Annotated in this window: 10 protein-coding genes; 6 read left to right on the top strand and 4 right to left on the bottom strand. The window is 59.4% G+C overall.

Annotation, left to right across the window (positions count from 1 at the left end):
• Window positions 1-28: 28 nt before the first annotated feature.
• The 4 genes from V0R60_RS01680 to V0R60_RS01665 form a co-directional block, all read right to left on the bottom strand.
• Window positions 29-1,333, bottom strand: a complete 1,305-nt coding sequence (locus V0R60_RS01680; protein WP_330078552.1) for a type II toxin-antitoxin system HipA family toxin — start codon at window positions 1,331-1,333, stop codon at window positions 29-31.
• Window positions 1,330-1,707, bottom strand: a complete 378-nt coding sequence (locus V0R60_RS01675; protein ID WP_330078553.1) for a helix-turn-helix domain-containing protein — start codon at window positions 1,705-1,707, stop codon at window positions 1,330-1,332. Before V0R60_RS01675 ends, V0R60_RS01680 begins: the two co-directional genes overlap by 4 nt.
• A 221-nt stretch (window positions 1,708-1,928) precedes the next feature.
• Complete coding sequence (gene aspT, locus V0R60_RS01670) at window positions 1,929-3,614, bottom strand: aspartate-alanine antiporter (protein WP_330078554.1); 1,686 nt, start codon at window positions 3,612-3,614, stop codon at window positions 1,929-1,931.
• Window positions 3,611-5,188: a mechanosensitive ion channel family protein gene (locus tag V0R60_RS01665; RefSeq protein WP_330078743.1), complete on the bottom strand. Its 1,578-nt coding sequence runs from the start codon at window positions 5,186-5,188 to the stop codon at window positions 3,611-3,613. The genes aspT and V0R60_RS01665 overlap by 4 nt, the downstream gene beginning before the upstream one ends.
• A 370-nt stretch (window positions 5,189-5,558) precedes the next feature.
• On the opposite strand from V0R60_RS01665, the gene V0R60_RS01660 reads away from it, so the two are divergent.
• From V0R60_RS01660 to V0R60_RS01635, 6 genes are all read left to right on the top strand, one after another.
• A complete protein-coding gene (locus V0R60_RS01660; protein ID WP_330078555.1) occupies window positions 5,559-17,051 on the top strand; it encodes a VCBS domain-containing protein in 11,493 nt (3,830 codons plus the stop codon).
• A 20-nt stretch (window positions 17,052-17,071) separates the two neighbouring features.
• Window positions 17,072-18,601 carry a TolC family protein gene (locus V0R60_RS01655; protein ID WP_136476148.1) on the top strand — a complete coding sequence of 510 codons (1,530 nt, stop codon included), beginning with the start codon at window positions 17,072-17,074 and terminating at the stop codon, window positions 18,599-18,601.
• Entirely contained in the window at window positions 18,585-19,352 is a 768-nt protein-coding gene (locus V0R60_RS01650) for an efflux RND transporter periplasmic adaptor subunit (RefSeq protein ID WP_330078556.1), read from the top strand. Before V0R60_RS01655 ends, V0R60_RS01650 begins: the two co-directional genes overlap by 17 nt.
• The gene (locus V0R60_RS01645; RefSeq protein ID WP_203541362.1) at window positions 19,345-20,685 is read left to right on the top strand and encodes an efflux RND transporter periplasmic adaptor subunit; all 1,341 of its coding nucleotides are present in this window, start codon (window positions 19,345-19,347) and stop codon (window positions 20,683-20,685) included. The genes V0R60_RS01650 and V0R60_RS01645 overlap by 8 nt, the downstream gene beginning before the upstream one ends.
• Entirely contained in the window at window positions 20,685-22,784 is a 2,100-nt protein-coding gene (locus V0R60_RS01640; protein ID WP_375547254.1) for an HlyD family efflux transporter periplasmic adaptor subunit, read from the top strand. Before V0R60_RS01645 ends, V0R60_RS01640 begins: the two co-directional genes overlap by 1 nt.
• Window positions 22,785-23,232: 448 nt before the next feature.
• Window positions 23,233-25,185, top strand: coding sequence for an alkyl/aryl-sulfatase (locus V0R60_RS01635; protein WP_136476151.1), 1,953 nt, complete (start codon window positions 23,233-23,235; stop codon window positions 25,183-25,185).
• Window positions 25,186-25,195 lie beyond the last annotated feature (10 nt).

Raw genomic sequence — 25,195 nt, 5'->3', positions numbered from 1 at the left:
GTGATAACAGCCGTGGCGTTCCACGCAATCAAAGCCCTTCGCTCAGATACAACCGGTGAACGTCACCTATGCGCTTGCTGGCCGCAGCGTTAACGCCCGCCAACTGAGCGAAATGCGGCCATTGCCGGACAGCTTCGACAACATCACGGATGATCTGCTTGGCGTCCATGCCGCGCACTTGGTTTGCCACGCTGAGCAAATCTTCAAGGGTGAAGTCATCACGCTTGCCATTGATGCTCATTTGGTGAGTGTCGACCCAGAAGCTACCGGGCAGGTAGGAATAGGAAACGTCGTAGGCTGGGGTCAGGTACCAGCTGCCGTCGGTGTCCATCATGAAGGCGGTATTCTTGGTGTGGTCGTCCTGGTTGCGGGCCACCACATTGAAGACCATACGGCGATAGAATTCCTCGGCCCCATCGCGGGAAACGCCAAGCGCGCGCAGTACGGCGAATGCTTCGGCGTAAGAGTATTGGCCGGGCTTGCGGAAGTCTGCATGGTCCATCGCGCACAGCGTGGCAACGTGGATTTTTTCGCCATCGGCAGTACGGTCGAATCGCCTGGTCATGAAGTGCGCCCGACCACCCTCCTCCAACAACCGGCATTCGGTCATGGTAATACCCGCGGCCTTGGCCATGAGGTGATAGGCGTATTCGATCCGCCCATAGCCTTGCGAGTCAGCCAGGACTTTCGAATCCTTGGCGACATCGAATTTCAACAGCCAGTACTCGAATCCCGCTGGCGCCGGTACCTGGCCCGAGCGGATCTCACCCGCCGCGTTCAGGGCAATGACGGCTTTTGCCCGCGCGCCACCGGCACTGGTGCCAACCTGAATGAGGTGCTGCAGGGCAACGTCATCGACAGAGGGGTCGTGCGCAGTCAGTCTTTCGGCCAGCGATCCGCGTTCCGACAATACTTCGCTGGCCAGGCGCACGAGTGCATCGATCTGAATGCTCTCACCCTTGTTCTGCTCTGCAGCCAGTGCCGGCCGATACTCCAATGCACCCATACCGCGTGTCCCTTGGTACAGGAGGCGTTCCACCGGAGAGAAAGTGACCTTGTCGCGCCCTTGTTGAGCCAGCCAGGCGTCGATCAGCGCGTTACCGAAATCATCCGGCAGCGAGTCGGCAAGGATTGAAGGCAAGCCCTTGAAGGTTTCCCGGTCCAGCCCCTGGAACACATAGGTGTAGTCCTCGCGTAAAGGCATGTGGATCGGTGAAATCTGTAATCCAGTCCTGACAAACTCAGGGGTATATTCGAATTCCGCAATCTGGGTGTCAGCGTTCCAGTTGAGTGCACCCACGTACACATCCCACAGGTAGATTCGAGCAATCACCAGCTACTGTCCTTTTTCGTATGGGTGCCACCAATGAGCGTCGGCTTGCCGATTGGGGTAGTTGCAGTCGGCTTCAATAAAGACTCGGCAGACGTCGCTCGCGCGGCCCGCAGTCGTCGCTTACCGTGCATTTTGGCTAACTGCAGTGGGCTTGACCTGACCTCCTCGATCAACGTCGCCAAGCGCCCCAACTCCCCCAGTACGCGGAGCACTGCAATAACGTTCACCAACGTGCCTTTTCCTGCAGTGATTTTACGGTACGTCTCACGCGAGATGCCGGCTTCATGCGCAACGACGTCCTGGCCCAGATTTCGTTTCAAGCGAATGGCTTCGATGCGCTGGCCAATTTCACCGGCGATCGCTTCATCAGTCATCGATTCTGTTCGCATAATGCCTATATTCCTATGCAAAGAAGGCCTTTCGGCCGAGCTACGCCTAGAATTATAGGCTTTGTATGAGCGCTATTAAAGGGTTCTGAGAAGATAGAGTAACGCCTAGATTTTTGGGCGCAGCGTCAATTAACGTCCATTAACGCCTAGTTTTATTGGCGCTATGTGAATAAATGCACATCTAGCGAAGACAACTGAGACGGAGGTTAACTGGCTATATACACAATGATCGGGCCACACACGGCCAACAACACGTTGGAAATCGCGTAGCACACGGTAAAGCCAATCACTGGCGTGTTGCTCCCGGATTGTTCGATGATCTTGTTCATCGACGCCGCTTCAGTCTGCGCTCCGGCCAATGCACCAAACAGCACCATGGGGTGCAATCGCAGCACATAGCGACCGAAGTACAGCGATACAAGCGGCGGCAACAACGTCACCACGACTCCTGAGATCAGCAGCGCCAGGCCCTCGTTCTGCATGGCGGCGATTGCCGGTGGGCCTGCCAGCAAGCCAACGACTGCACCGAATGCGGTGAGGCCAAACTCGGAAAACGCCCACTGGGCAGCCGGCGGTAAGCTGCCGAACTCCGGATGACGCGAGTTGTACCAGCCGATCAGCAGTGCAACCAACAGCACCCCGCCACCCACGCCCAGTTCAATGGGGATCATCCCGATATGCGTCGATAGCATACCCAGCAGCGCGCCCACCACCATGCCCAGGCCGTGTACGGCAATATCGGTTTTATAGCTGCGCTCGCGAATTCGTCCCAACTGTTCGGCCAGGGCCACAACACTGGCCGTACGCCCGGTCAGCGAGATCACATCACCTTTGTGCAGCACGGTATTGGGCAGTAGCGGCAAGTCCAGGTTTTGCCGGGTGATCGAATTGATGAAGCAGCCCATACGCTCGGAGCCCGATAGCCGGGATTTGATCTCATGCACGGTCTTGCCAGCCAATGACCTGTTGGTCAGCACTATCTCGGCGGTACGGGTAGGAAACGACAACGCTTCGGGGTGATCCAATTCCGCGCCCAGCCATTCATTCAAGTACCCAACGTCTTCGCGCAGGGCATAGATACCAACGATATCGCCGAGCAGCAATTGCATTGCCGAGTCGCGCTCATGCACCACCCCTGCGCGCACTACCCGTTCGATGCTCATGCTCGGATGCTGACGTTCCAATTCGTGGATGGATAAACCTAGTGTGCTGGGTTCAGTCAAAGAGTGGGCGCGCACCACGATGCGCGTATAGGGGATGCTGATGATCTCTTCCTGGCTGGCGATGCCCAGCTCCAGCTCCAGCTCCCGCGCCGAGGCGCGCAGGTCCACGCCCAACAATTTCGGGGCGATACTGCCGACAAACACCACCAACCCCACCGTGCCGAACACATAGGTAATGGCATAGGCAATTGCCATATGGCTGTACAACTGGTTTTTCGCCGCCTCATCCAACCCCAGTTGTGCAATGGCGCTACTGGCCGTACCCATGATCGCCGTGTCAGTCAGGGCACCTGCACCCAAGCCAGCGGTAAAACCGGCATCAAAGTTGTAGATTTTATTCATCAGCAAAATAGCGCCCAGGGCGGTGCTGCAAAGCACCACCGAGAAAAGCACCAGTTTGAGACTGCCACGGTTCAGGCAACCGAAAAACTCCGGGCCGCTTTTGAAGCCAACGGCATAAATGAACAGCACAAAGAACACTGATTTGAGTTCGTGGGGTACCTCCAGGCCAACCTGGCCGATCACCAGCCCCATCAGCAGCGCACCGGCTACCGACCCCAGATGAAAGCTGCCAATTTGGATACGACCGACCAGTACACCCAGGCCAATGGCCAGGAATACGGCGATCTCCGGGTTGGAACGCAAGGCATGCAGCACAAAATCGATCATTGCGCATCTCCCTGATCATGTGGCGCCTGCGCGGGCGCGGCATACCATCCCTCCTTGGGCACGCGCTTTTCATGTTCCGGATCGCCCAGGTAATGCGGCGACATGATCTGCACGCCGTACTCGTTGAACACATCCTGCACATTGGCATGCAGTAACGACAGCAACTCGGCACGTGGTCGCGGCTCGCTCGGCACTGCCTGGGCGACCAGGCGGTACTCGGGATAGAAGTCCGAAAGCGCGGTTTGAAATACCTGCGGCCGCGGCGTCTGCAGAATACCGGCTGTGCGGCTTGCCGCCTCCAGCAGCATGGCCTCGACCTGGCGCCAGGGTGTGTCGTAGCCAATGGTGACAACCGTGTCCACCACATAACCAGCGCCCTGCACCACTCGCGAGTAGTTTTTCGTCACCGTGCCGGTAATCATCGAGTTAGGCAGGGTCAACACCTCCCCCAACCCGGTGCGAATACTGGTGGTGAACATGCCCAACTCGGTCACCGTGCCCTCATGCTCGCCAATTTTGACGAACTCGCCGGGGCGCAAGGTGCGGGTATAAGTCAAGATCAGACCGGCTGCCGCCTGGCCAACCACGCTCGAAGCCCCCAGCGAGATCATTAAGCCGATCAACACCGACAGACCTTTGAACGCATCAGTACCGGCACCGGGCAGGTAGGGGTACGCCATCGCCAGGGCAAACAGCCAGATCGCCAGGGCCGTCAGGCGCATCGTCGGGTGCAGGGTTTCTTCGTTGAGCCAGGAAATCGTGCCGGGACGCGCCAGCCGCTCAAGAATGCGTTTGCTGAAGGCGCTGGCCCCACGTGCGATGAAAAAGATCATCAGCGCAATCACCAGCCCCGGAATCGCGCTGACGATGGCATCCAGCAGATATCCCGCCAGGTTCAGCAGGTAGTTATCAAGGCTCTCACCCCAAGGTCGGGTGTAGGGAAAACGCCGCAACACGAAGGTCAACCATTCGTAGGTGAGCAGCAGCACCACAATCCAGTACAGCAACGCCAACAAGCGCCTGAACACGGGAAACAGATTGCTGGTATCGAACAGGGGCGTTTGGCCAACCTTCAGTACATCATGATGGCGACGAATTTTCTTCGGCAGCCACGACAACAGCTTGCGCTGTACATACGCAGCAAGGCGCAACAAGGCAAGGTACAGCAAGGTAGCAACCACACTGAAGCCGCCTGCGACCAGCAAAAATCGTACGCTGCGCGCCTGCTGTGATTCAGTCACAACCGTCTCGAGGCGCTTGGCAGCCTCAGTGGCAGCATCGGCAACACTGATATCGGCGTCAGTATCCTTGGGTGTGACAATGAACGCTCGACGCTCACCGAGCAGCACCAGATAGCTGTCCTGGATGGCATCGATCCTGATGTCGAGATCTTCGGTACCGCCAATCATCTCGTTGATCACGGCTTCGGCACGTTGCATGCGAACCTTCGGGGTTTCGCCGAGCAAGGTGGCGCGAAAGGTCAGGATGCTGCGATTGAACACTTTCAGTTCGGCAGCCGGCGCGGTAACGACTGCAGTTTCCTGATCAGCGTAAGCGGGCTGGTAAAACGTCATCCACAGCAGTACAGCCGCCCCAAGGCACCCGCGTTTTACCCACTTTTCCATGGCCTTCGCTCCGGTTGAACATCGCCACCTCCCACGCACCCCCGTGGTAAGCGGCAAGGTCAGAATAGACCGCGTTCTGCCCTCCTACCTCCGGCGCGATCAATACTCTGCACGCATGGGCTTGCTGGCCGTCCAGACCGGCTGAAAGGCGCCTGGAGCGCATCCGTCAGGCAAATCACAGAATGTTTAAAATGCGTCTAGTCTGATTTTGTTGAGAATTATTCGACGGCCCGAAGGAATAACCGGCTGTCGCCAGCATCAGCGCTGCTCCCGTTGCCGACGGCCCGCCTTCGCAAGGAGCTTTCGTATTGAGGTGGACATGACGACCCGACTCCGTACTGCAATTCCAGCCGCATTCAAACCGCAACGCCAAGCCCTGGCGCTTGAGCCGCGAATACTGTTTGACGGGGCAGCGGCGGCAGCGACCGCGGATCAGCACCAGCAGGATGCCGGCGATACAGGCAAGAGCGACACGGCGCACGCCACGCCGTCCGACGCTCGCAGCGAGCCCGGCCAGCAAGCGTCTGCAGCGCGTCACCTGTTAGTGCTCGACAGCCGTATCGAAGGCCGCGAGCAACTCACCGCCAATCTGCCGGACAACGTTGACGTACTGGTGGTAGAGGCCAATCAGGATGGACTGGCCGCGATTTCCAGCGCCCTGGCCAAGCTGGGCCAAGTCGACTCGATTCAAATTCTATCCCATGGTGCCGCCGGCGAGTTCACCCTGGGCAGCACCACCCTGACCGCCGAGAATGTTGGGCAATACGCGCAACCGTTGAGTCAATGGAGCCAGTCCCTGAGCGTAGGCGCCGACATCCAGCTCTACGGCTGCAAGGTGGGCGAAGGCAAGGATGGGCGTACCCTGGTCGATGAACTGGCACGCTGGACCGGCGCTGATGTGGGTGCCTCTGACGACAACACCGGTAGCGCTAAAGCCGGTGGCGATTGGAACCTTGAAATCAGCAATGGCTTGATCGATAAGTCTATCGCGCTTTCCAGCGCGGCCATGAGCAGCTACGAGCGGTTGTTGGCTGCAGGTCCTAGCACTGGCTTGTCCGGCGGCGCCGACGTCTTGTTGGGTGAGAACTTCACCTTCACGGTGACCTTCAGCAACAGCACTACCGATGCCGGTTATGCGCCCTTTATCGATCTATTCTTCCCCGCCACCGGCAAGGATGGCGCCGGCGCAGAAATTGACGACGGTATCACCTTCAGTTCCGCCAGCTACCTGGGCCAGACGCTGACCGCCCACCTATTGACCTTCGATGCCAATGGCAAGGCCAGCCATCCCTTGGCCGTCGGCACCGATGGCAAGCCCCTGATCATAAACGCAGCCGACTTTGGAATGCGCGCGGGTGATCAGATGGTAGTCCTCGAACTGCCGTTCTCCAGCGTCAGCCAGGGCCAGCCGCCGATTGCCATTCAAGTGACCGCGACCTTAAGCAACCTGGCAGACACCGACTTCTCCTTCTCAGGCTCCACCCCTGACCTGACCATTCGTGCACGCAGTGGCTTTCAGTATGGCAACGATTCACTTAATAACCCGGCCACTGACCCGAGTATTCTTGAGCCTTCAGCCAACGCCGACAGCTACGTCGTGCACCCCACCGTCATAACGGTTGATCAAACGGTCAGCACACCGGAAGGTGAAACTGCCACCGGCCCGAACTTCGTGCGCACGCTATCTGGCACCATTACCCCCGCCGACTCGCAGACCTTGACCAACGTGGTGATCAGCCAGCCGGTGCCAGACAATGTCATTGTCAAAGGCATCACCCCGGCTGCCGGAGGCACAGTTGTATCCATAACCCTCTACGATGGTCGTGTGATTACCGACCCGGCCTTGATTCGGGTAACGCTCGCGCGCAACAACGACAGTAACCTCGGCAACGACGTGTACCTTCGCGAATTCAGCGTGCGGTACCCGACAATCAGTGGCCCGACGACCACCAGCGTGCAGTTTTTTGTGCCCGATGACGATGCCGATGGCGTTCCCGTTCTCAACCCGGTCACCGGCAATGATGTTGCCATCGTTTTCGATGGCCCTACTGCTACCGGCGACTGGGTGCCGTTGGATCCGCGCGACGCTGCGGGTGGGCAAATCGAGTTCAGTGGCACTGGGCAGGATGTCAGCTTTATTGCCAAGTCGATTACCTTGCAAAAGGAGGTCACGGTCGCGATTGACGGTGGCACTGCCGGGGTAAGCCCGGGTGACACCCTCAGCTACCGCCTCAACATCGCCCTCTCCGACTATTTTGCCTTTGGCAAAACCTTCCTCGGTAATGGCAGCTTCGTGGTTGCCGACAGCCTCGGTGATGGCCAAACCCTTGTGCCGGGCACGGCCACCTTGACCCTCACGGTCAACGGCATCACTCAGACCATCACCCTGATCAGCAGCGCTGTGGTGAATGCGGACGGTACGACGTCCATGCAGTTCGACGTTGCCGGCTCTATCAGCAATGCCTTTGCCGTACGTAACTGGCTCAATGGCGACCTGGCCTTCGACGATGTACTGCAAGGCGCGACCCTGGCGGTGATCAGCTACCAGGCGCGAATCGGACAGAGCTATACACCGCCGAGCGGCAACCCTCATCCTGAAATCAACGAAGGCGATCCGCTCGGCAACAACGCCACCGTTACCGCCACGGTACTGCTCGACCCTCTAAACCTCAGCGGCGACAACCAGAGCGACAGCTCCACTACCACCACCACCATCCCCACCAGCCAGGTTGAAATCAATCTGGCCGATCGCAACGGTGGTGGCGCGCCGGCACCTGGCACCGAGTTGCGCCCTGGTGACCGTGTCACTTTCCGCATCAGCTACGATTTGATCACCGGCGACTACGAAAACTTCAAGCTCACGGCATACCTGCCTCTGCCGCTATTCGACCTCAGCGGCCTGGATCTCAACACAATCTGGCGCCTGGCGACAGACAACACCAATCCAAATACCCCAACGTCAGTTACCCTCGGGCCAGGCAACTCGCTGGTGTTCACCTTCGCCGACTATGTGAACAGCGGGGTCGAAGGCAGCCGTATTTCGATCGACTTCACCCTGACCGTCAGTGACCAGCCGTTCGCCGACCAACGTGCCTTCAACGTGCTGGGCGAATCCAGTCAGACCCGGACGCTGGACAAAAGCGCCCTGGTAACCACCGATGACGTGGCCTTGATCGCCTCGATCGCTGAGCCTGTGCTCAACATTAGCCATGGCGTAGTCTCCAGCAGCCATGGCACGGTATCGGGTACAACCGGTAGCTGGACGTTACCGGGCACCGCTGGCACGCCGTTCGCCGGCAGTATCACCGATATCAGCGCGGTCAATGGCAATGTCAGCGGCATCGACGCCAGCGATCGCCTGCGCCTGGCCACCGCCATCGAGAACTCCGGTGGTGGCAGTGCATTCGATGTGCGCACCAGCATCACGCTGCCGCCGGGGCTGTCCTTTGTCGGTGGCAGCCTGTCTGCCGCCAACCTGCAAATCTATCGTGGCGACGGCACACGGCTCATCGCCGGCACACATTTCACCGTAAACAACGCCACCAACACCATCACCTTTATCGACGGTGCTGGGGTCGGCGGGCTACTGGCCGGGCGCCCCGGCAGTGCTGCCGACAGCAGCGGTGCCAACGTGGTGGTCATCACTTACGAGGTCAATGTCAGCGCCACCATCGCCGCCAGCTCCACCCTGCAAACCAGCGCCCAACTGCTCGGTTACGCCAGTGTCGAAGGTGGACAGAACTTCGTTGGCTCTACACCATTGAGCGACATTGCCGGCCAGCAGGTCGCTGCCCCGACCATCAGTAAGAACTATGCTGGCGGCAGTCTCGACAATAGCGACTCCAGCGCCACCCACACCACCGGCTCAAACCTGGTGGTCGGTGAAAGCATGCTTTACGACATCGTCGTGACCTTGCCTGAAGGGACTACCCAAAACCTGCGTATCGATGATCTGATACCGCCCGGCATGCGTCTGGACACCAGTTTCGAGGGGCGAGGCTATCTGGTGATCACCAGCGCTGGTGGCTTATTGGCGCAAAATTTTGCCGGTACAGTCACGATCGGCAGCTTGAGTGCACCCTCCGGCACCCTGGGCGCTGACGGTGCCGATGCGCGCTTCGTCTTTACAGTGTCCAGCGCCACCGGTGACAACAACACCGGCAACAACAGTTTCGTCATTCGTCTGCGCCTGGTTGCCAGTAACGTCATAGCCAACCAGACCAGCGCAGTCAGGCAAAACGACGCCACCCTCAACTACCGCGATCCCGACGGTGATACGCCAAATGGCGCTACCGCAGTCAGCCGCGACGTGGCAGTGACCGGCGCCAAGCCCACCATCACCATTCAGGAACCAACCCTGCAACTCAACCAGCAACTGGTCACCCCGCCAGGGCTGGGTTTCGACCAAGGTGACAAGGTCGAATACAACATCACCCTCAGCAACGGTACTGCGTCGAGCGACAATAACGCCTTCGATATCAACTTCAGCAGCGAACTGCCCACTGAACTGGACGGTTTGACCTTGATCAGTGCGATTTACACGGTCAATGGCGTGAGCACCGATATCACTGGCAGTTTTACCCTCGACCCTACAGGTCGCACGCTGATCAACACCGGCAATGTCGATATCGCCAAAGGCGGCACCGTGGTCTTGCGCGTTTCCGGGGTGGTCAATGCCACCGGCGCGTCGGTGGCGCAGTTCGACAACCTGGCGCAAGTACGCTGGACCAGCCTTGACGGTACGGTTGCAGGTGAACGAACCGGCAACGACGGTACACTCAACAGCGGCGTACTCAACGATTACCGCCGTGACAGCGTGCTCATCATTCCGGTGGCGCAAGGCATAAAGTTCTCGCGCGTCGGCGGACTTACCGACACCGCAGCCCCCAACCCGACCAACGCTCTGGAAGAAAAGGTCGCAGTCGGAGAAGTGATTCGTTACCGGGCGACCGTATTGGTGCCTGAAGGTAACAACCCCAACTACCAGTTGGTGATTACCCTGGGTCGTGGCCTGACCCTGGGCGATTTGAGCACCCTGCGTATCGGCTTCGTCTCCGATGGTGGCCTGGTCACCAGCCTGAATGACCTGATCACCAGCGGCACGTTGCAGATTCTTGGCAACGAGGACAGTCCAGAGGCCCAATACATCACCCCGGATCTCTCCGGCGCAGCGCCGACCGGCGTGCTCAACCCGATTTATGTCCAACTTGGCACCGATGCCAACGGCAATCAGATCGTTACCCTAAATTTGGGTAACATCACCAACGGCGCGCATGGCGGGGGTGACGATGGCAACGACGACGACCTTGAGGGCATCGTCGTCGAGTTCAATGCCCGGGTCAGCAACATTGTCGAGAACCAAAGCGGCGTGGCCCTCGACGCCATCGTTCAAGACCGTGTCAACGGCAACCTGCGGGCCACCAGTGATGTGCTGCGCGAGCGCATCGTCGAGTCCAGTTTCAGCGAGTTCAACAAGCAGGTCACCGACTTTACACCCAACCCTGCCGGCACCACGGGCAACGCCACGGTCACCGTCAATTTCACCGCCAGCGGCGGCTTGCCAGCCTATGACGTACACCTGAGCGACGGTTTCCCGACCGGCAGCAACTACAACCTGATCAGCGTTACCATCGGCGGCACCCTCTATGGCCCGGGCAACCTGCCCGCGGGCGTGACCTTCAGCACCACAGGTGGGCTGAGCGTAGATATCGCTCGAATCGACATAGGTACGCGGGTCAGCGTGGTGTATTCAGTCGACGTTCCCAATGGCACGACTATCGCCAACACCGATGCCAACCTGAGCTGGAGCAGCCTGCCCGAAACGTTCACCAGTTGGGGCGGTACCACGGTTGGCGCCGACGGCAGCGCATCGGGCGAGCGTAACGGAACAGACGGTCCCGGTGCGGACGCTACAACCTTGAACAACTATGTCCTGCGCGAAGGTGCCGGGCTGGGCATCATCAGCGGCACCCTCTGGAACGACACCGGCACCGCCGCCTCTTCACCCAATGACGTAGCCCCGGACGCAGACCCTGTTCCCGGCACCCCAGCCTACGAGCTGGCAATTGCCAACCAGACCATCAAGCTGATCTGGGCAGGCGTTGACGGAGTCCTCGGCAATGGCGACGACAAGACCTTCAGCACCACCACCGACAGCAATGGCCGCTTTATCTTCGGTGTTCTGCCCTCTGGTTTGTACCGTGTAGACGCACCGACCACCGTCAACAGCATCAGCCAGTTTGGCGAGCTGCGCATCCGCATCGATACCGACGGCAGCACCCTCGGCCAGGTCCGCGTGACCTTGGGTGAAGGGAGTGCCCAGCAAGCCAACTCCGGCTATGTCGAGGTCAACGACGCACCGGTCAACACCCTGCCCGGCTCTCAGTCTGGAAATGAGGACGCCCCACTGGCAATCCCCGGTATCAGCGTCAGCGACGTCGATGCCGAGCGCAACCCGAACGTCAACGGCCGGGCCATTCAGGTGACGCTGACGGTGACTCACGGCACCCTGTCGCTCACCGGTGCTGCCACCGGGGTGACCGTAAGCGGCACGGGCACCACGGCTTTGGTGCTGTTGGGACGGATTGCCGACATCAACGCGGCGTTGGCCAGCCTGAGCTATTTGGGCAACCTGAACTTCAATGGCGTCGACTCCCTTCAGGTTCAAACCACCGATTTAGGCAACTATGGCGATTTCGATGGCAACGGCATTCCCGGGCAACCGACCGACGCGCGCACCGACACCGACTTGCTAGTGATCAACCTCGATCCAGTCAACGATGCGCCCATTGCCAATCCAGACACTGCCACCGCCGTAGAGGCCGGCGGCACCAACAACCAGCTGGACGGTATCGACCCACGTGGCAACGTGCTGGATAACGACACCGATGTCGATATCGCCACCAACGGTGATGTGCTCAATGTGATTTCGGTGACATCCCCACTGGGTGTTACGTTGGCGCTTACGGACATTGGAGCGATAGAGATTGCCGGGCGTTACGGCAAGTTGGTGCTTTCGGCCCATGGCGCTTATGAGTACATCGTCGACAACAACAATGCCCAGGTTCAGGCACTGCGCCTGGCCGGCGACCAACTGACCGAAGTGTTCAGCTATACCATTGCCGATATCGGCCTGGGTGGCCCGCCGCTGCAGTCCACTTCGAGCTTGACCGTGGTGATTCAAGGCACCAATGATGCACCGGTTGGAAACGCCGATTCGGCCACTGCCATTGAAAAAGGGGGGGGTGGTAACACCGATGTCGGCAAGCCTAACGATACCCCGCCCAGCAACTTCCCTATTCCTGGCACCGATGCCAGCGGCAATGTGCTGGACAACGATAATGATGTGGACGGCGGCGAAAAGCCGACAGACCCGATCGACTATGGCGAAACCATCCGTGTTTCCGGTATTCGCGCCACACCGGAAATCTCCCCTGCGCCACTGACCACTGTGCCGGCCAACGGCAGTGTCAGCCTCGCGGGAACCTACGGGACCTTGACCATCGCTTCCGATGGTACCTATAGCTATGTCATCGACAACAGCAATACCGCCGTACAACGCCTCGGGCCCAATGACAGCCTGACCGAAGTGTTCAGCTATCAAGTAACAGATGCCTTGGGCCTCAATGACTTGGCTGAACTGCGCATCACGGTCAAGGGCAACTTTGACAATCCACTCGCCAGCGACGATGCAGCCCAGGCGCAGGCAGGTTCTGACTCTACCAATGAAAGTAACCCCAGCGGCAACGTCATTCAGTTCCCCAGCCGCCCGGGCAACACCGGCCCAGGTGGCACTGGCATAGACGCCGACGTCGACGCGGCGGACCGGCCCAATACCGTGTTGCAGGTCAATGGCATTCGCAGTGGCATCGAGGCCGTCAATGGCATCGAACCGAGCAATGGCGCGCTGACGCCAGTCACCAGCGGACCGGTTTCCATCGCGGCGGTTTACGCCCGAGACAGCACGGGGGTGCCTATTGCCGTCGTTGCGGGCGACAACTTTGGCATGCTGACCATCAATCCCAATGGTTCCTTCACCTTCGACGTCAACAGCAACAACGCCGCGATTATCGCCCTACCCCGTGGGGTGTCGATGGAAGTGGTTTTTACCTATCAGGTTGTCGACTCGGCTGGACTGACCGACACCGCGCAACTGGTGATTGTGGTCACCGGTGCCAACAATCCACCTCATGCACAGGACACCGTAGTGCTGGCCACTGAAGCGGGCGGCGCCGGTAACGGCACACCAGGCCTTGACCCCGGCGTTCCGCCCGCGCCAATTCGGCAAGTTACCTTTGCCGACCCTGATGGCGATCCAATCAGCGTGACGGGTATACGCACAGGGCTGCAAAGTGCAACCGACGGCACTGTCGGGGTGGTTGGCGACCCGCTGAACGGCAAATTCGGTACCCTGACCATTCAGCCCGACGGCACCTACACCTATGTGATCGACAACAACAACTCTGAAGTCCAGGCGCTGCGCGGGATCGACGATTTGCTGGTGGAAGTCTTCACTTATCGGGTCACCGATTCCGACGGCGAATTCGACGACGCCCAGATCGTCATCGTTATCCGAGGCCAGAACGATAACCCGGTTGCTGGCAATGACTCGGCAACCGCCGTAGAAGCCGGCGGGGTCAACAACAGCAGTGGCGGCGTCGACCCGACCGGTAACGTATTGACCAATGATAACGACGTCGATGGCGGTGTCGGCGACCCGACCGACTACGGCGAAACCAGCAGCGTGGCCTCGGTACGCACCGGCGCCACCGAGGGCGCTGGCAATGCCGGCACGCTGGGGAGCGAATTGCGCGGTACCTACGGCTGGCTGACCCTCAATGCCGATGGCAGCTACAGCTATCGCCTGGACAACAGCATGGCGGCCGTGCAAGCCCTGCGACCCGGCAACACACTGACTGATGCCTTCAACTACCACGTTATCGATACTGCAGGCGCTACCGATATAGCAGTGTTGAACATCACCATCCAGGGCAGCAACGACGCTCCTGTCGCCAACCCCGACAGTGCACTGGCTGTCGAGGCTGGCGGCTTGAACAACGCCACCCCTGGCAGTAACCCCAGTGGCAACGTGCTCAGCAATGACACTGATGTCGACCAATTTGGCGAAAAACTGACAGTCACTGCGATTCGTCAAGGGCCCAACGCCGGCAGCGTCGGTAGTAGTTTTGCCGGCCAGTACGGCAGTCTGACCTTGAACGCCGATGGCAGCTACACCTATCTGGTCGACAACAATAATCCACAGGTGCAAGCGCTGCGCACTGCCGGCGACACTGTCAGTGAATTTTTCACCTACACCATCCGTGACCTTTCGGGTGCGCTCAGCGCCGCCAATCTGACCATCACGATCCGCGGCCAGAACGATAATCCGCTCGCGGTCAACGATACCGCCATTGCTGTCGAAGCCGGTGGCACCAATAACGGCACCGCAGGCCTCAACCCCACTGCAAACCTGTTAAGCAATGACACTGACGTCGATGCGGGTGACAGCAAGACCGTCAATGGCATTCGCGCGGGCAGCGAAGCGGCAGGTGGCACCTTCACCGCAGTCACCGGCCCGCAGACCGTCTCTGGGATATACGGCACCTTGACGGTGTTTGCCAACGGCGATTATCGCTATCAAGTCAACAACGCACTGGCTGCCGTCCAGGCCCTGAAACCGGGCGATACCCTTCAGGAGGTGTTCACCTATCGCATGCGCGACACTGCCGGGGCCGAGGACATCGCCCAGTTCAGCCTGACCATTCAAGGCGCGTGGGATGCCCCGGTGGCCCGAGACAACGTCAATCTTGCCGTGGCCGATAATGGCGATGGCCTGACCATCAACCCCAGCGGCAATGTGCTGCCTAACGACAGCGATGTTGACCAAGGCGATGTACTTACAGTGACCGGCATTCGTACCGGTCCGGAAAGTGGCACGGGGGTGGCCGGCACGGTTGGCAATGTGTTGATCGGCCAATATGGCACACTGGTAATCAATGCCGACGGCAGCTACACCTATCACGTCGACAGCTCCAACCCGGCCGTTCTGGCGTTGGATCTGCTGCAGACTGTGGTCGACAAATTCACCTACCAAGTGACCGACCGAGGCGGTCTCACCGACCTCGCGCAACTGTCGATCATCGTCATCGGACGCAATGATGTGCCCGATGGCATTGATGATGCTGCCACTGCTGTCGAGGCGGGCGGATTGAACAATGCGACGCCTGGCTTCAACCCCAGCGGCAATGTGCTCAGCAACGACATCGACCTTGAAAACGATGTATTGACAGTCTCGGCAATCCGAACCGGCAGTGAAACCGGTACAGGCACCGATGGCACGGTAGGCACCACCCTCCGTGGGCTGTATGGCGACCTGGTGATGAACGCCGACGGCAGTTGGACCTACACCGTCGACAACAGCCTGGCAGCGGTGCAAGCGCTGCGCACCAGTGGCCAGGTACTGGTAGATGTATTCACCTATACAGTCGTCGACCCTCACCAGGCCGATGACACTGCACAGCTGACCATCACCATAGACGGTCGCAACGACACGCCAATTGCCGTCGACGACAACAGCATCGCTGTCGAGGCGGGAGGTGTGAGCAATGCCAAACCCGGTGTAGACCCACGCGGTAATGTGCTGGACAACGACACCGACGTCGACAGCAGCGCCTTGGGTGAAACCCGCCAAGTGCTATCGGTGACCAGTGAAACCGGTAACACCGCCCTCGCCGGCCAGACCATCGCCGGGCGCTACGGCCACCTGCTGCTCAATGCCGACGGCAGCTACCAGTACGTTTTGGACAACAACAATCCAACCGTGCAGGCCCTGCGCACGGCTGGTGAAACCCTACGTGAAGTGTTCACTTACCGCATGCGCGACACTGCCGGGGCCGAGTCGCAGGCGCGGCTCAATATCCTCATTCAAGGCGCCAACGACAGTCCGCTTGCCCGCGACGACAGCAACGTCGCCAGCGACCAGACCACAGCGCCGCAAAGCTCCGGTAATGTCCTGCCCAATGACAGCGATGTCGACGGCGGCGACCAATTGAGCGTCAGCGCCATTCGTACCGGTGCTGAAACCGGCACCGGCACCCATGGGGTGCTCGGCCAACCGCTGGCCGGTCGCTACGGCACACTGGTGATAAACGCCGATGGCAGCTACACCTACACCATCGACATGAGCAATCCGCAAGTACTGGCCGCCGCCGGGCTGGGTCAAGTGCTCCAGGATGTCTTCACCTACACCCTTGTCGATCGAGCCGGCGCCACGGACCTTGCCCAGTTGACCATTTCGCTAGACATCACCGCCCCGTTCATCCCGGCCCCCGCCGGCCCGTTCTTCGGCCGCGATGCAGTGGACCCGCTGCACAACTTGCCGCTGCCCGATGTACAGCCGGCAGTGTTCGTCGGTCCCGTGGTTGAAGCGCAAAGCCGCGCGCTCGAGCTTTCCAGCTGGCAGGCCGACGGCAGCAACTTGAGCTATGGCCTGATCCCTGAAATTCGTAGCGAAACCCTGAACCAGCGCCTGGGCCTGGAACAAGGTCAGTTCGTTGCCAAGGCCGTGCACAACAGCAGTCGCGAAAGCAGCCTGGACATGGCCTGGATTCTCGGCCGCCAGTCACGCATCAACCTCAGCGCCGATGGCCTGCTGCCTGACCCTTCGGTTTTTGCCACCGACGCTGCGCACATGAACAAGGGCGATGCCCAGTTGCCACCGCCTTCCGAAGCCCGCATTGCCTCCGGTTTTCGCGCCCAACTGCGTGAAGCGGCCGAGCGCCTGCGGGCAATGGACAACGGTACCCGCGAATAAGCAAGGACCAAGGACAGACCATGCCAAAACTGCCTCAGACATTGTTCAGTACGGCCATTGCTTCCACCTTTTTGCTCGCCGCCTGTTCTGCGACCAAGCCTGTGGAATACACCGAGGATGAAACCCGGCAACGGATCATTCAGGACCAGGCGCAGATGTATGCAAACCAGGAGCCGGTAACCACACCCATCACCTTCTACGAGGCCGCTGCACGCGCCCTCAAGTACAACCTTGATTACCGCCTGAAACTGATGGAAGGCGCACTGGCCAGCGACCTGCGCGACGTGTCCAGCCACGAAATGCTGCCGCGCCTGGTAGCTTCGGCCGGGTACGCGGGGCGTAACAATGATTCCGGTGGTACCTCCATCGGTATCGAAGACCGCGAACAGAGCTTGCGTGCATCGACGTCTGAAGAGCGCTACCGGCAAATCTACGGGCTCGGTTTGAGTTGGAGCCTGTTGGACTTCGGCGTGGCCTATTACCGCACCCAGCAGAAAACCGACCAGATCCTCATGGCCGAAGAGCGCCGCCGCAAGGTGGCACAGAATGTTCTGCAAGACGTACGCAATGCTTACTGGCGGGCCCTCAGCGCGCAGCGGTTGATGCCGCAGGTGGACCGCTTGCTGGTACGCACCCATCAGGCGCTGCTTTCAGCACGTCAAGCCGAGACCAAGGGCCTGCTGCCGCGCCAGGAGGTATTGTCGTACCAGCGCGCGCTGCTCGATTCCATCTATCTGTTGACTGTGCGCCGCCAGGACCTGGAGTTTGCCCGCGCCGAGTTGTCGGCACTGATGTCGCTGCCACCCGGTTCTCGGTTGATCCTGGCTGATCAGGTCGAGCCAACCCTGCCGGAGGTGTCCCAGGACATCAACAAGCTCGAATTGCTGTCGTTGAACCACCGTCCCGAGATCATGGAAGAGTGGTACCGCAAGCGGGTCAACGAGAACGACCTGAAGATCGCCAAGACTCAACTGTGGCCGAACGTGAGCCTGGACTTCGGTTACAAGTACGACTCCAACAAATACCTCTATAACAACGACTGGAACGAGACCGGCCTGCAAGTCTCGATGAACCTGTTGCGCCTGTTGCAGTTACCTTCGCTCAATCGCGCCGCCGAGTCGCAGAGCAAAACCGATGACATGCGCCGGGTGGCGTTATCGATGGCGATCCTCACTCAAGTACGGGTGGGCACCTTGCGCTACCAACTGGCACGCCAGGAAGTTGAATTTGCCGATCAAAGTCTGCGCGTCGATCAGAGTTTACTGAGCTACGCTGAAGCTGCACGCACCACTGCCTATGGCTCGGAGCTGGAAGTGATACGTGCCGAAGGTCGCTACCTGCTCTCGCGCTACCAGCGTGAGGCGGCTTATTCCAGCGCCCAGGCGGCGTGGGGACGGTTGTACAACTCGGTCGGCCTGGACACGCTACCCCAACAGATCGAACAACACAGCATCAAAACCCTGGCGCAGGAAATCCAGCGCACCGTGGAAAATCAGGAACGCAGCAACCTTCTGGCCATGCAAGGAACGCCGAATGCCATACAACCTTGAGCGCAGTCTGCTCGCAGTACTCCTGTCCTTGATTCTCAGCCCTGCAGTAGCCGATGAAACGGCACCACTGCCCAGCAGCAACGAGCCGAGTACGATTCGCGTGTTGCTGGTTGCCGGGCTTGAAACCACCCTCTCCAGCCAGATGGCCGGCACCCTTGGCGAGTTCAAGGCAGCGCTCGGCCAACATGTTGCCAAGGATGCGGTGTTGGCGCGCTTTGACTGCGCCGAAGCCCAGGCGCGCTCGCGAGTCGCTGCCGCCGAACTGACCATGGCCCGGCAAAACCTCGAAGCCAAACGCAACCTGCGCAAGCTCGACGCTGTGGGCGACCTAGAAGTGAATATGGCCAACACTGAAGTGCAGAAGGCCGATGGTGCACGCGCCATGGCGCAGGCCCAGAGCGGCTACTGCGTGGTACAGGCGCCTTTTGCCGGGCGCGTGGCCAAAGTGCATGCCAAACCTTTCCAAACCGTAGCCGCAGGCACACCGCTGTTTGACCTGGTCAGCGATGGCGCACTCAAGGTGCGCTTGAATGTGCCGTCCAGCCTGTTGCCTCAGCTCAAGGCAAACCAGGCGCTTGAGGTGAATATTCTGGAAACCGGCAAAGCCTACCCAGCGCATGTCAGCGCCATCAACGCACGGGTAGACGCCGTTGCCCAAACCGTGGAGTTGGAGGCACGCCTGGACGCCGCACACCCGGACCTGATCGCCGGCATGAGCGGCACCGCACGCTTCCCTGGCGCCAATGACTGAGCCGCTACCGCACCCGCAGCTGCTGTTGGCGATCGCAGCCCTGCGTGACAAAGCCCTGGCCGCCGACTCGTTGAATGCGCTGGGATTCTCCATCGCCAACGATCCCTATCCCCTGCTGCAGTACCACCAGGCCCTGGTCTTCCAGCAGCAAGGGCAGATCCTCGAACTGTTGTGCGTATCGGGCCTGGCCCGACCGACTGAAGACTCACCTTACCTGGTGTGGCTGCAACGTGCCGTACGCTGGGTTGCCAGCCAAGTGCAAGACAACAAGCCGCTGTGGCTTGCGCGTGATGCCGTTACCCCAACGCCTGACATCGAAGAAGGTTGGGCCGAGTGGTGGCCTGCAGGGCTGTGGTGTATCCCGTTGCTGGACCGCGAGGGTGAGCGTTTAGGCCTGGTGCTGTTTCTCTTGGACAATCCACCCGCGCCTGCGCTTGAACCCTTGTTCGACGGCCTGTGGCTTACGTGGGCGCATTGCTGGGCAGGCTTTGGCAAAAAACGCCGGCTATCGCGCTGGCGGCCGAGCAAACGCCAATTGTTGCTGGGCCTGGCAGTAGCGGTGGCTTTGTTACTGGTCCCGGTTCGGCAAACCGCCTTGGCTCCTGCTGAAATCGTCTCGCGCCAAGCGATGATCATCAGCTCACCCATCGATGGTGTGATTCAGGGCATGCAGGTGCGTCCCAATCAGAGCGTAGAGAAAGACACGCTGTTGTTCAGCCTGGATGAAACCACCCTCAACAGCCGTGCCGATGTTCTGAGCAAGGAAGTCGCCGTAGCCGATGCCGAGTTGGCGGCGGCCAGCCAGCGGGCGTTTGACAACCCGCAAAGCAAAAGCGAGCTGACCCTGTTGAATGGCCGAGTGCAGCAGCGCCGGGCGGAGCTGGCGGCAGTCAAGGCGCAACTGCGGCGCACCCAGGTTCGCGCACCCCGGGCAGGCGTGGCGGTCTACAGCGATCCCAACGATTGGCTGGGCAAGCCGGTGTCCACTGGCGAGCGAATCCTGTTGATTGCCGAGCCCAAGCAACCGGCGATGCTTATCCAGTTACCGGTGGCCGATGCCATTGCCTTGGAGCCCGGCGCCGAAGTGACCTTGTTCCTCACCGCCTATCCGCTGACCCCACTCAACGGCAAAGTTCTCGAGACCAGCTACCAGGCACGCGCCAATGAAGAAGGCGTGGTGGCGTACCGCTTGCTCGCCAGCATCGACGGCCAACCAGAACACGCGCGACTTGGCCTGCACGGCACCGCCCGCTTGTACGGGGAGCGCGTGGTGCTGGGTTATTACCTGCTGCGTCGGCCTTTCGCCGCGCTGCGGGCCTGGAGCGGCATGTGATTGGCGTCGACCCGGCGCAACTGCCGTCGCAGCCACTGCGCGAAGACCTGCGCCTGCTGGAAACCGCCCCGGACAGCAGCGGCGAACCGGCCTGGGTGATTCAGGACACAGTGGTCAACCGCTTCTACCGCATCGGCTGGCTGGAATTCGAGTGCCTGCTGCGCTGGGACCGCACGCCGAACGACATTTGCCAAGCCATTCACGCAGAAACCCCGCTGCGTCCGGACGTGGAGCAAATCGTGGAGTTTCGCCAGTTTCTGGAGCACCACCAACTGGTCCGCCCCGGCCGCGAGGCCCTCGCCCGCCTGGTGGCGCGCAGCAAGGACAATGCCTGGCTGAGCTGGAGCTGGTGGCTGCATCACTACCTGTTTTTCCGCATACCGCTGCTGCGCCCACAGCATCACCTGCAGTGGCTGGCAGAGAAACTCGACTGGCTGTTCAAACCGCTGACCGCGGTGCTGATCGTGTTGCTGGGCTTGACCGGCGTACTGTTGGTGCTGCAACAGTGGGATACCTTTACCTCGGCGGTGGTGGAGTCGTTTTCAGCTTCAGGCCTGGTCAGTTTTGCCATTGCTCTGGCGCTGGCCAAGACCCTGCATGAGCTGGGGCACGCGTTGGTCGCCACCCGCCTGGGCCTGCGCGTGGGTCATATGGGCATCGCCTTTGTGGTCATGTGGCCAATGCTCTACACCGACACGGGCGAAAGCTGGAAGCTGCGCAGTTCCAGGCAGCGCCTGGCCATTGCCTCCGCGGGCATCCTAACCGAGCTGGCCTTGGCCGGGCTTGCCACGTTGGGCTGGGCGTTGTCCGATCCTGGCCCATTGCGCAATGCCCTGCTGTACCTGGCAACCACCAGTTGGGTGCTGTCGCTGGCACTCAACGCAAGCCCGTTCATGCGCTTTGATGGCTATTTCATTCTTTCTGACTTGCTCGACTTCCCCAATTTGCACGAGCGCTCCTCGGCCTTGGCCCGAGTCACCCTGCGCCGTGTACTGCTGGGCTTGAATGAGGAATGGCCGGAACACTTTCACCCCGCTAAACGACGAGCGCTGGTGACCTTTGCCATAGTGACCTGGGTGTACCGCTTGGTACTTTTCCTGGGCATCGCCGTGGCGGTTTACCTGCTGTTCTTCAAGCTGCTGGGTATTTTTCTGTTCGCCGTGGAGTTGGCGTGGTTCATCGTCATGCCGGTATGGCGCGAGCTCAAATACTGGTGGAAGCATCGTGAAGGGGTAAACACCGGCCACCGGCGTGCCTGGTGGGCAATCGGCGCGCTGATCGTATTGCTGCTGGCGGTACCCTGGCGCTCGCAGGTTCAGGCCTTGGGTGTGGCCCGGGCCGAACATCAACTGCGGGTGTTCGCCCCTTACCCTGCACGTTTGCAGGCCTTGCATCGCGCTGGCCACGTCGCCGCCGGTACCGCTCTGGTCACCCTCGAAGAACCTGATATTGCCTCGCGTCTTTCGACCAGCGAGGCCAGTGTCAAAAGTTATCAGGCTCGCCTCGGCGGCCTGATTGCCGACCCTTCTGGTGCCGACCAGGCCATCGCCACCCGCCAGCGCCTGGACGTCCAGTTCGAAGAAGCGCGCGCAGCACGGTCGGAAATTGCCCGGCTGACGTTGCAAGCCCCGTTCGAAGGTCAATGGCTCGACCTGGACCCTAACTGGCAAACCGGGCAATGGGTCAGCAGTCGCGAACCCATCGGCATCCTGGTCGACCCACGGCATTGGCAGGTTGACGCCTACGTCGACCAGGATGAAGTGCAGCGTCTTGTAGCGGGCGGCGCGGTGCGCTTTTACCCCGAAGGACAACCAACCCCCATCACTGGCAGCGTGCTCGCTATCGGCAGTACACGCGTCAGTCAACTGCACCACGAAATGCTCGCCTCGCGTTTCGGCGGACCGCTGACGGTCGCCAGCCGGGGCAAGGAACTATTGCCGACGCCGCCACTGTTCCATGTGTTGATCAAACTCGATGGTGCGCCAACCACCTTGCGCGAAACCCGCGGTCGGCTGCAGATCGCTGGTGAACGTCGCAGTTTGCTAGGCCAAGGATTTATCCATGTGGCGGCAGTGTTGCTGCGAGAGAGTGGGTTTTAACATCGTGTTAAAACCCATATTCAATCAACATCAAAATGCCACCAATCATCTAATCATTTCAGTGCTTCCATCACACTTGGGTTACCGAACGGTTAATTATCCTCTCGATACGAAAACAATAGCGTCACCATCACACTACAGCGCCCAAGTTTAAGTAGCCAATTTTCACCAATAGTAGGAAATCTCATCCATCACATTAAACGATTCAGGGGTTGAGAGACGCCGACATTTTCGCCTAAACCGCCGACTTTGTAGGCACGATCTGACAGATAAAGTAGCAAGTTGTTCATTTAAAAGTTGCTGCGCGACAGAAACCTTCTACGTTTATCTAAGCGCGCGTACAGCTTTGATAGTGCCTTTCCCGACCAGCAGGAGCATAGCGATGAGTTTGGAGATAACGTCTGGGCATTTTTTTTCCAGTAGTTCGAAAGCTCGCAGAGTAGCGGGTATGACATGTTCACTGGTCGTCGCCATCGCGCTAGCGACCCAAGCAATGGCCGCAGAGCAACCAAAAGCCGCGACTGAGGCCACGAAAGCTGCGAATAACGCCTTACTCAAAGAACTCCCGTTCAATGACAAGACATCCTTCGAGTTGGCCCACAAAGGCTTTATTGCCCCATTACCTTCAGAGGTCATCAAGGGCAAGGCCGGTAATGTAATCTGGGACCCGGCCAAATACGCCTTCATCAAAGAAGGCGAAGTAGCGCCGGATACCACCAACCCAAGCCTGTGGCGCCAATCACAACTGATCAACATCTCGGGCCTGTTCGAAGTTACCGATGGTATCTATCAGGTGCGTAACTACGATCTGTCGAACATGACCATCGTCGAAGGCAAGGAAGGCATCACCATCTTCGACCCGTTGATTTCCAGCGAAACCGCCAAGGCGGCACTTGACCTGTACTTCAAGCACCGTCCAAAGAAACCGGTAGTCGCGGTGATCTATACCCACAGCCATGTTGACCACTATGGCGGTGTGCGCGGGGTAATCAACGAAGACGACGTCAAGGCTGGCAAGGTCAAAGTTTATGCACCCAAGGGCTTCCTCGAACATGCGGTAGCCGAGAACGTCATGGCCGGTACTGCCATGAGCCGTCGGGCCAGCTACATGTACGGGAACCTGCTGCCGCCGAATGAAACGGGTCAGTTGGGTGCAGGCCTGGGTACCACCACCTCTGCCGGTACCGTGACCCTCATACCGCCGACCGACATCATCGAAAAAACCGGCGAGACCCGCGTTATCGATGGCTTGACCTATGAATTCCTCTACGCGCCGGGCAGCGAGGCGCCGGCGGAGATGCTGTATTACATCAAGGAGAAAAAGGCCCTGAACACGGCCGAAGACTCTACCCATACCTTGCACAATACCTACTCGCTACGTGGCGCGAAAATCCGCGAACCACTGCCATGGTCCAAATACCTCAACGAAGCGTTGAAGATGTGGGGCGATGATGTCCAGGTGATGTACGCCATGCACCACTGGCCGGTCTGGGGCAACAAGGAAGTAAAGGATCAGTTGTCCTCGCAACGTGACATGTACCGCTACATCAACGACGAAACCCTGCGTCTGGCCAACAAGGGTTACACCATGACCGAAATCGCCGAGCAGGTAAAACTGCCCAAGTCGATTGCCAACCGCTTTTCCAACCGTGGCTACTACGGTTCGCTGAATCACAACGTCAAAGCAACCTATGTCCTGCACCTGGGCTGGTTCATCGGTAACCCGGCCACATTGTGGGAATTGCCGCCTGAAGAAGAAGCCAAGCGTTTCGTCGACATGATGGGTGGTGCCGATACCGTACTGAAGAAGGCCAAGGAGTACTACGACAAGGGTGACTTCCGTTGGGTGGCCTCGGTGGTAAACAACGTGGTGTTTGCCGAGCCAGGCAATCAAGCGGCGAAAAACCTGCAGGCCGATGCCTTGGAACAACTGGGCTATCAGGCTGAGAGTGGTCCATGGCGCAACTTCTACCTGACCGGCGCCCAGGAACTTCGCAACGGCGTGCAGAAATTGCCAACTCCGGACACTGCAAGCCCGGACACGGTGAAGGCGATGGACCTGGACCTGTTCTTCGATTACCTGGCGATGCGCCTGAAAGGGCCCGAAGTCGAAGGCAAGCACATCACGCTCAATCTCGACTTCACCGATCTGAAGCAGAAGTACACGCTGGAGATGGTCAACGGTGTACTCAACCATACCGAGGGCATGCAATCGAAGGACGCAGACGCCACCATCACCCTGACCCGCGACACGCTTAACAATCTGATGCTCAAGCAAACCACGCTCAAAGACGCCAAGGGTTCGGGGGATATCAAGGTTGAAGGTAACGAAGGCAAGCTGGAGGAGTTGATGAGCTACATGGACAACTTCGACTTCTGGTTCAACATCGTCACGCCATAACGCGTCAACC

The organism is Pseudomonas auratipiscis, from assembly GCF_036324085.1.
GTDB classification, from domain to species: Bacteria; Pseudomonadota; Gammaproteobacteria; order Pseudomonadales; family Pseudomonadaceae; genus Aquipseudomonas; species Aquipseudomonas auratipiscis.
Note: the sequence above shows the minus strand (reverse complement) of the source record. Positions and strands in the feature narration are given on the sequence as shown.

What these genes read in the sequence shown, in the direction of transcription:
- V0R60_RS01675 (WP_330078553.1), bottom strand. Translation starts at nt 1,707, where the DNA reads ATGACTGATGAAGCGATCGCCGGTGAAATTGGCCAGCGCATCGAAGCC.
- aspT (WP_330078554.1), bottom strand. Translation starts at nt 3,614, where the DNA reads ATGATCGATTTTGTGCTGCATGCCTTGCGTTCCAACCCGGAGATCGCC.
- V0R60_RS01665 (WP_330078743.1), bottom strand. Translation starts at nt 5,188, where the DNA reads ATGACGTTTTACCAGCCCGCTTACGCTGATCAGGAAACTGCAGTCGTT.
- V0R60_RS01660 (WP_330078555.1), top strand. Translation starts at nt 5,559, where the DNA reads ATGACGACCCGACTCCGTACTGCAATTCCAGCCGCATTCAAACCGCAA.
- V0R60_RS01655 (WP_136476148.1), top strand. Translation starts at nt 17,072, where the DNA reads ATGCCAAAACTGCCTCAGACATTGTTCAGTACGGCCATTGCTTCCACC.
- V0R60_RS01650 (WP_330078556.1), top strand. Translation starts at nt 18,585, where the DNA reads ATGCCATACAACCTTGAGCGCAGTCTGCTCGCAGTACTCCTGTCCTTG.
- V0R60_RS01645 (WP_203541362.1), top strand. Translation starts at nt 19,345, where the DNA reads ATGACTGAGCCGCTACCGCACCCGCAGCTGCTGTTGGCGATCGCAGCC.
- V0R60_RS01635 (WP_136476151.1), top strand. Translation starts at nt 23,233, where the DNA reads ATGACATGTTCACTGGTCGTCGCCATCGCGCTAGCGACCCAAGCAATG.